Below are 10,904 nucleotides of genomic sequence, written 5' to 3'. Positions count from 1 at the left end.
CGAGGGGCGCGGGGACGCGGCGGGACGGGACGGGCGGGGCATGGTGCGGCTCGCCGGGTGGAGCTGGTAGCCGGGTCAGAACTGGCAACCGGGTCAGAGCGGGTAACCGGGTCAGAGCGGGTCAGTCGCGCCGCGGACGAACCTGCGCAGCCGTTCGTAGCCGAGCAGGCTGCCGTCCTCGTCGACGTCCATCCGGTAGGTGGCCAGCACACTGGTCGTGCTGGGGATCCGTTCGAGCTCGACGACGTCGGCCAGGACGGACCAGCCGTCCTCGACGGCGCGTACGCCGCTCACTCGTTCCGGCTGCTGGCCGGTGAGCTGCGCGAACTGATCGAGGGCCGAGCGGAGAATCGAAGCGAGACCGCCGCGTGGGGCGGTGGTGCTACGACCGGCGCCGAACCGGCTCTCGTCGCGTTGGGAAGCAGTCACGCGATCACTCGCCTGATCGGGTCCGGGTCAGGGGCAACATGTTCACGGCCGGACGACGGCCGCGCGCTTCCTCTCCCCACTGGGCGGCTCCGGAAACCCGGGACGGCGGGCCGGCACGAAGGCTCCTGTGCTCCTGAGCTCCGGTTTCCGTGGAGCAGGTGGAGCAGTCAGGAGCCGGGGAAGGCGCCCGGCTCGACGGGGCTGGTACTGGCACCGCCCCCGAGGGACGACGCGGTGTGCAACGTCAGCGTCCAGACGCTGTACTCGATCGCCGTGCTCGTCGTCGTGGTCGAGTACGGGAGCGGGTCGTCGAACTTGTCGAACTCGCAGTCGCGGGTGAAGCGGCGGCCGCCGTCGTCCCAGTCGGAGCCGCTGGTGTAGAAGGCGTCGTAGGTGCCGTTCGGGATCGCGTCGACGGTCACCTTCCCGCCGGCCTGCACGTAGATGGAGCGGATGAGGTCGCCACCCGCCATGAGCTTGACGACCGTGTCCACGGTGCCCTGGTTCTCGACGGTCAGCTTCCCGTAGCCGCCACGCCGGCCGCCGGGCAGCGGGCCGGAGCCGGGACGCCGGTTCGGGTCCGGGCCGGCGGCCGGCAGGAACGTGCCGAACGTGTACGGATGACCGGGGTTGGCCGTGTTCAGGGTCAGGAAGGCCAGGCGGAACGCGTCGGCGCCCGGGCTGTTGGCCACGTGGGGCAGGCCGGACGCGCCCGTGCAGACCTTCTGGTTGGTGGCATCCGTCGCCACCGCCGTCAGGTCGTTGGACAGCGAGCGCAGCGCGGCCGCGAGCTGCCGGGTCGCCGTGGCGGAGGGCAGCGGGGGCCGGAGCTTGTCGAGGACGTCAGCCTGCAGGTCCAGGTTGAGCGCGACCGCCCCAAGCGCACCCGACAGGTCGGACGGCGTCTGCGCACCGCCGACGGCGCCGAACCCGGGCCCGAGCGCCGCGTCGACGTCGGACAGCGCCTTCTGGAGGTCGGCACGGGAGATCGGGGTCAGCGGCGGCGGCGTCTTGGGGGCGAGCGGGGTGGGCGAGGCCGACGCGGACGGCGCGGGCGAAGGCACGCCGTCACCGGAGCATCCGGCCAGCCCGGCCAGGAGCAGGGCGGAAGCCGCCGCGATCGAGAGCGGCAGGGCGGCCAGGCCACGCCTTCCTGACACGACAACCTCACAGGCCGGACGGACGGGAGGATTTTGGAACGTCAAGATCTGACACCTGGAGCATAGGGGCTGCGGCGTAACGCATCCTGACTTTTCGCCCGGCCAGGCCGCCGCGCCCGCCGTCGCTCGTGGGACTGTTGTTCGCGCCCCTCGGGCGCCCCACGGCGGAGCTATTTCAGTCTTTCGTAGCTGTTGATCCGGTGGGCGCGGCGTTGCTCACCCATTACGTCGGCGTTGCCGACCGACCCTGTCCCGGTGCCATCGCCTGGGCGCCTCGTCCCGGCGGTGCGAAGCATGGTTCGCTTCCTGCGGGGGAGGAGGCGACGGCATGGCCAGCGTGTCGGGGCACGTCATCGTCTGCGGGCTGAGCACCCTCGGGGTGCGGGTCGCCGAGCAGCTGGTGGCGTCGGGGGTTGCGGTCGTCGTCGTGGACGACCAGGGCGCGCCGGCCCTGCGCCGCCGGCTGGAACGCCGGGGCGTGCGGGTGGTGCCGGAGAGCGCGCACAGCGCCGAGGCGCTGCGCGAGGCGGACATCGACACGGCGCTCGCTGTCGCCGCCTGCCACGACATCGACCTGGAGAACCTGCAGACCGCGCTCGCCGCGGCCGACGTGGCGCCGACGACCCGCCTCGTGGTGAACATCGGCAACGCCCAGCTCGGCGACCAGGTCGCCGCCGCGATCCCGAGCGCACGTGTGATCAACATGGCTGCCCGGGTCGGGCCCAGCTTCGCCGAGGCCTGCGTGCGCTCCGACGTCGTGCACGCCTTCACGATGCACGCCCGGCACCAGCTGGACGAGACCGACGGTGGGGCCGAAGCCGAAGCCGAAGCCGAAGCCGAAGCCGAGGCGGAAGCCGGGGCCGGCTTCCGCTCCGGCGCCGACCACGACGCGTCCGACCTCGCCGAGGCCTCGGAGGTGTTCGTCGTCGCGGAGGCGACCGTCGACGAGGCCGACGCGTTCCGCGCCCGCTACGGTGACCTCACTCCGGTCTCGCTGCGCCGGCCCGGCGAGCGCGCGGCCGTGCTGTGCCCACCGCGCGACATCCCGCTCTTCCCGGGAGACCGGCTGACGGTGCTCGGCCGACTCGCCGAGTTCGACGCCCGCGGGATGACCGCCGCCCGGCTGGACGAAGCCCGGACCTTCGCCGCGCTCGCCGCCGCGACCGCGACGGGTGACCCCGCCGGCGGCGGTGGGAGCCGGGGCGGCGCGGATCACGGGCGCCAGGACGGCGGAGGCCGGCACCGCCGGTTGGTCGACCGGGCGCGGGCGCTGGCGGCGACCGTGCGCGGCGAGTTCGACCGGCCGTTCCGCTGGGCGCTCGGCGCGGTGCTCACCATCATGATCGTGAGCACGACCGTGCTGACGCTGTCCTACACCGACCACAACCCGGCAGCGCCGTCCGACTTCGACGCCCTCGACGCGCTCTACCTGACGGTCGAGACGATGGCAACGGTCGGCTACGGCGACTACAACTTCGGCTCCGCCGACCACTGGCTGCAGGTATTCGGCGTCCTCCTGATGCTCCTCGGCGCCTTGTCGATCGCGGTGATCTACGCCTTCATCACCAACATCATCATCAGCCGCCGGCTCGAGCGGGCCCTCGGCCGGGGCCGGGCCGGGGCGGTGCGCGGGCATGTCGTGCTGTGCGGGCTGGGCAAGGTCGGCACGGCGACGATGGAAGGCCTGCTGCGCGCCGGCCGGCGGGTGGTGGTGATCGAGCGCGACGAGAACAACCGGTTCCTGCCCGTGGCGCGCGAGCGCGGCGTCCCGGTCGTGGTCGGCGACGCGACGGTGCGCGCGACCCTGCTGCAGGCCGGCCTGGCGCACGCGACCGCGCTCGCGGCCCTCACCAGCGACGGCGTCGCGAACCTGGAGACCGTCCTGTCGGCGCGGGACGCCTACGAGGAGCTCGTCCAGGAGCGCGACGACCGGGCCCGGCGCTCCGCCGGGGCGGGCGGGCGAGCCTACGGCCGGGCGCCGCGGGAGCCGGAGCCGGCGGACGAGGCCGGGCTGCGGGTCGTGCTGCGGATCGCGGACTCGACGATGACCGACGAGGTGGAGCGCCGCTTCAACATCCACACCGTGCGCAGCGCGGCGGCGCTCGCGTCGCCGTACTTCGTCGGCGCGGCGCTTGGCTACGACGTCCTCAGCACCTTCTACGTCGAGCGCACCCCGTTCCTCGTTGCCCGGATGATCGTCCGCGCCGGCGCCGCCCTCGCCGGCCCGACACTCGCCGAGCTCGCCACCGGCGCCCGGGTCCTCGCCGTCACCACCCCGCCGGCCGTCCGCTCCGCCGCCGACGGCTCCCGCGGGATGACCGGCCCGCGGCCCGTCGAGCCGAGCCACAACGGCTCGGCGGGCGACCGGGCGCGCCCGAACTTCCGTCCCGGTCGGCACACCCGGCTGCGGCCCGGCGACGAACTGCTCGTCGTCGGTCCCGTCGCCGAGGTCGTCGACATGATCCGCCTGAACCACAGCCCGGCCGACGCCGGTGCGCGCGCCGCGGGTGCGGTCGCCGCCGCCGCGGAGACCGACCCCCTCGACGACTGAGATCCGACTGAGATCCGACGGAGACCGCTGCCGAGGCCGAAACCTGCCCTTCGGCCCCTCCAACCGGGCAGCCGGGACGCCGCTCGTAGACGAAGGACTGCCGCGGGAAAGCTGTAGGGACCTTGGTACGCGAGCCGGTGTCGGGAACCTTTGGAGAGGAGGCATCCTCGGCGCATCGAAGAGGTGGTAAACGATGCCCGCCAGCACTGATCACCCCTACCAGTTCGCCCAACCCGCGGCACCCCCGCCGCCGGCGCAGCCGGTCCGGGTGGACGCGGCGCCCGGCCCGGACCCGCGCCTGTCGCGCTGGCTCTGGCTCGTGAAGTGGGTGCTCGTCATCCCGCACTTCATCGTTCTGTTCTTCCTGTGGGTGGCGTTCGCGGTTCTCACCGTGGTCACCTTCTTCGCGATCCTGTTCACCGGCCGCTACCCGCGCCCGATCTTCGACTTCAACGTCGGGGTACTGCGCTGGACCTGGCGGGTGCAGTACTACGCCTACGGCGGGCTCGCCACGGACCGCTACCCGCCGTTCACGCTCGACGACGTGCCGGACTACCCGGCGCATCTCGAGATCACCTACCCCGAGCGCCTCTCCCGCGGCCTCGTCCTGGTCAAGTGGTGGCTGCTCGCCATACCGCACTACCTGGTGCTCGGGCTGCTGCTCGGTTGGAACAGGGGCAGCGTCAACAACGGCGGGTCCTTCTGGGGCCTGATCCCGATCCTGGTCGTGGTCGCGGCGGTCGTGCTGCTGTTCAGTGGCCGGTACCCGCGCCACCTCTACGACCTGGTCATCGGACTGGACCGCTGGGTGCTGCGCGTCGCCGCCTACGCGGCCCTGATGACCGACACCTACCCACCGTTCCGCCTCGATCAGGGGGGCCCGGAGCCGTCCGGCACGCACACGTCCCCGCCGTCGGGCCCGGCAGAGGGTGACGCGACCGGCCACGCCTACCCCGATCTGTCCACCCACACCGAAGCCGGAACGGGCCAGGTGGGCCCCTGGGCAGGCCCGGCGGGCGGCGGCACCCCCACGCCCCCGGCCACGGCGTCCGCCACGGATGGCGCCACGGGCGTGGGCACGAGTGGCGGCACCGCACTGGAACCCCGGCCGGACGCGCCGGGGGCGCGGATACCGGGCTGGACCGCGGGCCGGATCGTCACGGTCGTGGTCGGCGCGGTCCTGGGGCTCGCCTCGCTCGGCCTGCTGGCCGCGGGCAGCACTGGGCTGTATGTCGACCACGCGGTGCGTGACGACGGTTACGTCACCACCTCGACGCGGTCCCTGCAGACCCCGGGCTACGCGCTGACCAGCGAGAAGGTCGATCTCGGCCCGGCGGATGTCCGGGCGGGCTGGGCCGACGTGCTCGGCACCGTCCGCGTCCGGGCGGCGTCGAACGACCCGGCGAAGCCGGTGTTCGTCGGCATCGCCCGCACCGACGACGTGACGGCCTACCTCGACCAGGTGGCCTACAGCGTCGTGCGGCCCGACGGGTCGGGGACCTGGCGTGACCACGCCGGCGGCCCGCTCGCAAGGCCGCCGGCGAGCACCGACATCTGGGTCGCCTCCGTGTCCGGCACCGGTAGCCAGACGCTGACCTGGGACGCCCGGGGTGGCGACTGGACGCTGGTGCTGGCGAACGAGAACGGCTCCGCCGGCGTCGCCGTCCGCACCGACCTCGGCGCGACGATCCCCGACCTCGGCACCTGGTCGGCGATCGCCCTGTCCGTCGGCGGGGCGGCCCTCGTCGGCGGCGTGCTGCTGATCGTCATCCCGGTCGTCCGCCTCTCGCGTCACCGGGTGACACGCGCCTAGCGCGCCAGCACATCTGGACGGGCCCCGCGGCAAGCCCGGGGCCCGTCCAGATTCGCGTGGCGGGAACGTGCCGGGTGGCCGGCTACTCTGTCCCGGTACGGGGGAATCATGAGAGTGGCTGGGGTGCGGCAGGTTCTGTCGGTCGGGCGCGGTGTGCCGCGGCCCGTGGGCGCCGGGTCCGGGGCGGGTCGATCATGATCATCAGGTTGACCGCGCGGAACGCCGCCACGGGCGCGAGCCGGGACGTCGAGGTGTCCGCCGAGCCGGACACGACCGTCGGGTCCGTGCTGGACGCGCTGCCACTGCCCGCCGCCGGCCGGCTCTGCTACGTCGGCGACGACTGGCTCGACCCGGCGGCGACGGTGGGGGAGAGCCCCCTGGTGCAGGGCTCCATCATCACCATCGGGGCGCCAGGCGCCACCCCGCGGTCGCTGCCGCGCGGGATCGTCGGCGCGCTGCGCGTCGTCGACGGGCGGGACGCGGGGCTGGTCGCCTGGCTCGCCCCGGGGCGGCGTTTCGTCGGCCGGTCAGCGGATGCCGACCTGGTGCTGCACTGCGAGGAGGCCTCCCGCCAGCACGCCGTGCTGGAGATCGACGTCGACGGCCGGGCTCTTGCCGGTGACGCCGGCTCCCACAACGGGACCTTCCTCGACGGCGTCCAGCTCACCGCCCCCGCCGAGCCCGCCGCCTCCGCCGCACCTGTCGAACCTGTCGAGCTGTCGCCGGGCGCGCTGCTGGAGGTCGGCTCGGACCGGATCGAATGGGTGCCGCTGCCGGCCGCTCCGCTGGTCACCAGGCCCGGCGACGACGGCCGGCTTGACTTCGACCGGGCCTTCGACGCACCACCGGCGGTCAGCCGCGGCGAGGTCACCCTGCCGATGGCGCACGCGCGGCCCGCCACCTCCCGGGCCGGCGTCTGGCTGTCCGCGCTGCTGCCCGTCGTGATGGGCGTGGTGCTCGCCCTCGTCCTCGGCCGGCTGCTGATCCTGCTGATGTGCCTGCTCGGGCCGCTGACGATCGTCGGGAGCCAGACGGGGGAGCGTCGGGCGCGGCGCGCCGAGCACGACCAGCGCGAGCGGGCCCGGGCGGCGGCGCTGTCCGAGATCGCGCGGCGGCTGGACGCCGAGGAGCGGGTCCGCCGCCGGCGGGCGCCGGACCAGCTCGAGCTGACGATGGCCGCGACCGGCGCCAGCCGCAAGGTGTGGCCCCGCACCGCCGACTCCCCGGACGCGTTGGTGCTGCGTCTCGGCCTCACGGACGCGCCGCCGACGCTGGACCTGCGCGGCGAGCGCTGGGAGGGTTTCCCCGAGCCGCGGCTGCGGTCCGTCCCGCTCACCGTCGACCTGCGCGCCGCCGGGGTGCTCGGCATCGCCGGGCCCGAGGAGCCGTCACGCGCGCTCGCCCGCTTCCTGCTCGCCCAGGTCGGCGTGCTGCGCGGCCCCGACGACCTGCGCCTCGTGCTGCTCACCTCGTCCGACGACGGCGACCCGTACTGGGCGACCTGGCTGCCGCACACCTGGGCCGGCGAGGCGAATGACATCCCCTGCTGGGTCGGTAACACCGCGACCACCCGCGCCGAGCGGACCAGGGAGCTGCGGGAGCTGATCGCCCTGCGCACCGCCGAGCGGCGCGGGCACAGCCAGGTCCGGTTCGCCGAGGACGTCGTCGTCCTGCTCGACGGCGCGCTGCCGCTGCGCGAGCTGGCCGGGATGCGGGCCGTGCTGCGCGACGGCCCGGAGGCCGGCGTCTACGTCATCGCCGTCGATCGCCACGACATGGCCGAGTGCCGCGTCCAGTGCGTCGTCGACGACAAGCTCATGATCCGGGTGACCGGCCGGGACGGCGAGCGGGTCGGGCGCGCCGAGGGCCTCACCACGGCTGAGGCCGAGGCGCTGGCACGTGCCGTCGCCCCGCTGCGCGACCGGCTCACGCTGGGCAGCGTGCAGGCGAGCATCCCCTACCCGGTCCGATTCCTCGACCTGCTCGGGATCGGGCAGCCGGACGCGCGCGACGTCGCCGACCTGTGGTCGGCCTCGCCGGGTCCGACGACGAGGGTTCCGCTCGGTGCCGACGCCGACGGGCCGGTGACCGTGGACCTGGCCGCGCAGGGCCCGCACACCATGCTCGGCGGGGCCACCGGCGCGGGAAAGAGCATCCTGCTGCAGACGCTCGTCACGTCGCTGCTGCTGGCGAACTCGCCGGACGAGCTGAACCTGGTGCTCGTCGACTTCAAGGGCGGCAGCGCGTTCCTGCCGTTCGAGCACTGCCCGCACGTGGTCGCGCTGATCCGCTCGACCGGACAGACCGCCGCCGACGTGTTCGACGAGGCGGCGGCGAGGCGGGTGCTCGCCTCGGTACGCGCCGAGGTCAGCCGCAGGGAACGGCTGCTCGCCCACTACGGCGGCGAGATCGACGAGTACTGGCGCGAGCTGCGCGCCCACGGTGGAACCGGCACCGGCGGTACCGCCGGCACCGGCACCGGCGCCGGCGGTGCCGGTGGTCGTGGCGACGGTGCCGCGCCGGCGCCGGCGCTGCCGCGGCTGGTGATGATTTTCGACGAGTTCGCTCGGGTGCTGGAGACGTCGCCGGACTTCCTCAAGGAGCTGGTGAACGTCGCCGCCAAGGGCCGCTCGCTCGGGATGCACCTGGTGCTCGCCACCCAATCGCTGCAGGGGAAGCTCTCGGCCGAGCTGAAGAACAACATCGACCTGCGGATCACGCTGCGGCAGAACGAGCCGGCCGACAGCGTCGAGGTGCTGGGCGTGCCGGACGCGGCGGCGATCCCCGGCCGGCTGCGTGGGCGGGGCATGATCCTCCGCACCAAGGACGAGACCCGCACCCCGCGGCTGTTCCAGTCCGGCTACCTCGGCGATCCGCCGCCGATGGGTGGTGCCCGTCCCGCCCGGGTCCGCACGGTCGGCTGGGTCACGCTCGGCACGCCCCGGCCCGAGGAGAAGGTCGACCACGGCGGCGCGGCCACCGACCAGACGCTCACGATCCGCGCGATCGAGCAGGCGGCGGCGCTCGTCAGCGGGCCCGCGCCGTTCCGGCCGTTCCGACCGCTGCGGCCACCGCTGCCCGCGGAGCTCACCGCGGGTGACCTGGCGGCGATGGCGACGACGACTCCGACCTCCGGCGAGATCCCGTTCGGGCTCCTCGACGAGCCGGCGGCGCAGGCCCAGCCGCCGGCTGTCCTCGACCTGGACGGCACCGACCGGCTGCTCGTCGCCGGCGGCCCGCAGACCGGCCGCACCACGCTCGCCAGGACCCTCATCGCCGGCCTCGCCTTGCGCTTCCGGCCCGACTCGGCGCAGTTCTACGTCATCGAACACCAGCCGGCCGGGCTCGCCGACTACGCGGAACTGCCGCACTGCGGCGCCGTCATCTCGGCCCGAGAGCCCGACCGGATCCGCCGGCTGCTCACCTGGCTCGCCGACGAGGTCACCACCCGCCAGACCGCCCGCCTCGGTGCCGGCGGATCTGGTCGTCACGGCGGTCCCCGGATCCTGTTGATCGTCGACGGCTGGGACTATTTCGAGAATCGGTCCGACCCGACGTTCGTCGAGACGTCGATGCTCACCCTGCTGCGCGACGTGATCGCCACCGGCCCGCCGGTCGGCGTGCACGTCGTGGCCATCGGCGGGCAGGATCTGGCCGCCAGCAGGACCGCGAACCTGTTCACCCGCCGCGTCCTCCTCCCGTTCGGCAAGGAGGAGCTGCGCCGCATGCACTATCCGTCCGGCGTCGCCAGCCCGCCCGAACTACCCGGTCGGGCCGTCGAAGCCTCGTCCGGGACCCACCTGCAGGTCGCCCGCCACCACCTCACCGCGATCGAGCTCGCGCGCCTCGTCGCCTCCCGGCCGGGCGCCGCCGTCACCAGCGTCGACGTCGACGTCGACGCTGGCACCGACGCCGCCGTAACCAACGCCGCCGTCGGCGCGGATCGGCTGCCGCGGCCGTTCCCGTCGCTGCCGACCGCCGTGACCGTCGACGAGCTGGCGCCGCCCGACCCGCGCCCGTCCGCGACCTGGCTGCCGCTCGGCGTAGGCGGCCGCGACGCCACGGCCATCGGCCTCGACCTGTTCGGCGCCGGCCCACAGGGGCTGATCGTCTCCGGCCCGGCTGGCTCCGGGCGGACCACGGCGGCCGCGACCATCGCCCGCGGGCTGCGTCACGCCGGCGTCGGCGTGCTCCTCGTCGTACCGCCCCGCTCCGAGCTGCCCCGACTCCTCGGTCTCGGGCTCCGCGCTGGCGCTGGCGTTGGTGACGCCGCAGGCGCTGGTGACGCCGCCGTCGCTGGTGACGCCGCAGGCGACGGCGACGGCGCTGGTGACGGCGACGAGGGCGTGCGGGTCGTCACCGGCAGCACCCTCAAGGATGCCGACCTGCGCGAAGCCGCCGAGGCGTTCGGCGACGGCCGGTTCGCGGTCATCGTCGACGACTGCGACCAGATCGCCGTCTCCGCCAGCGTGGTGAACTTCGCGGAGGCCCCAACGCTGCTGGAGGAGGCCGCGAGCCCCGCCGCCCGCGGCCGTCTGGCCCTCGTCCTCTGCGGCGACGCGACCCCCGTCTTCAACGGCCAGCGCCGCTCCCTGCTCAAGGTCGCGAACGAGATCAAGACCAGCGGCGGCATCCTCCTGCTGACCCCCACCAGCCCTCACACCGCCCGCGACCACGGCCTCCGCCTCGAACCCGACCAGTTCTTCCCCGCTCCCGCCGGCCGCGGCTACCTCATCACCCAGGGCGCCGCCACGCTCCTCCAGCTCGCTGGTTGAAGGTGGTCGGCGAAAACCGGCGAGCAGGATCGCATCGGGCGAGGCGGCTCATCATGATCTGAGCTCACCATGATCTGGTGGGATTTTCGGCGCTATGACTCCGAGGATCGCACCAGATCATGGGGTTCGCGCTTGTCTCCGGTCGGGGTTTTTGTGCGGGGCCTGTCTTGGCGCGG

Annotated in this window: 5 protein-coding genes; 3 read left to right on the top strand and 2 right to left on the bottom strand. The window is 73.9% G+C overall.

What is annotated here, in order from left to right; translation table 11 throughout:
- Positions 1-111: 111 nt before the first annotated feature.
- Together FRCN3DRAFT_RS0240860 and FRCN3DRAFT_RS0240855 are read right to left on the bottom strand one after the other, a co-directional pair.
- A complete protein-coding gene (locus FRCN3DRAFT_RS0240860; RefSeq protein WP_007506972.1) occupies positions 112-429 on the bottom strand; it encodes a gas vesicle protein GvpO in 318 nt (105 codons plus the stop codon).
- Positions 430-596: 167 nt separating this feature from the next.
- The gene (locus FRCN3DRAFT_RS0240855; protein ID WP_007506970.1) at positions 597-1,589 is read right to left on the bottom strand and encodes a hypothetical protein; all 993 of its coding nucleotides are present in this window, start codon (positions 1,587-1,589) and stop codon (positions 597-599) included.
- 328 nt (positions 1,590-1,917) lie between these two features.
- On the opposite strand from FRCN3DRAFT_RS0240855, the gene FRCN3DRAFT_RS0240850 reads away from it, so the two are divergent.
- The 3 genes from FRCN3DRAFT_RS0240850 to FRCN3DRAFT_RS0240840 all read left to right on the top strand — a co-directional run bounded on the left by FRCN3DRAFT_RS0240850 (position 1,918) and on the right by FRCN3DRAFT_RS0240840 (position 10,728).
- On the top strand, positions 1,918-4,140 hold the full coding sequence (locus FRCN3DRAFT_RS0240850) for an NAD-binding protein (protein WP_007506967.1): 2,223 nt from the start codon (positions 1,918-1,920) through the stop codon (positions 4,138-4,140).
- 193 nt (positions 4,141-4,333) lie between these two features.
- The gene (locus FRCN3DRAFT_RS54635; RefSeq protein WP_007506966.1) at positions 4,334-5,953 is read left to right on the top strand and encodes a DUF4389 domain-containing protein; all 1,620 of its coding nucleotides are present in this window, start codon (positions 4,334-4,336) and stop codon (positions 5,951-5,953) included.
- Between the two features lie 206 nt (positions 5,954-6,159).
- Positions 6,160-10,728: a type VII secretion EssC family protein gene (locus tag FRCN3DRAFT_RS0240840; protein WP_232794412.1), complete on the top strand. Its 4,569-nt coding sequence runs from the start codon at positions 6,160-6,162 to the stop codon at positions 10,726-10,728.
- Positions 10,729-10,904: the final 176 nt, after the last annotated feature.

Source organism: Pseudofrankia saprophytica (genome assembly GCF_000235425.2).
Classification (GTDB): domain Bacteria; phylum Actinomycetota; class Actinomycetes; order Frankiales; family Frankiaceae; genus Pseudofrankia; species Pseudofrankia saprophytica.
The sequence above is the reverse complement of the archived record's forward strand: the minus strand, read 5'-3'. Positions and strand labels throughout refer to the sequence as shown.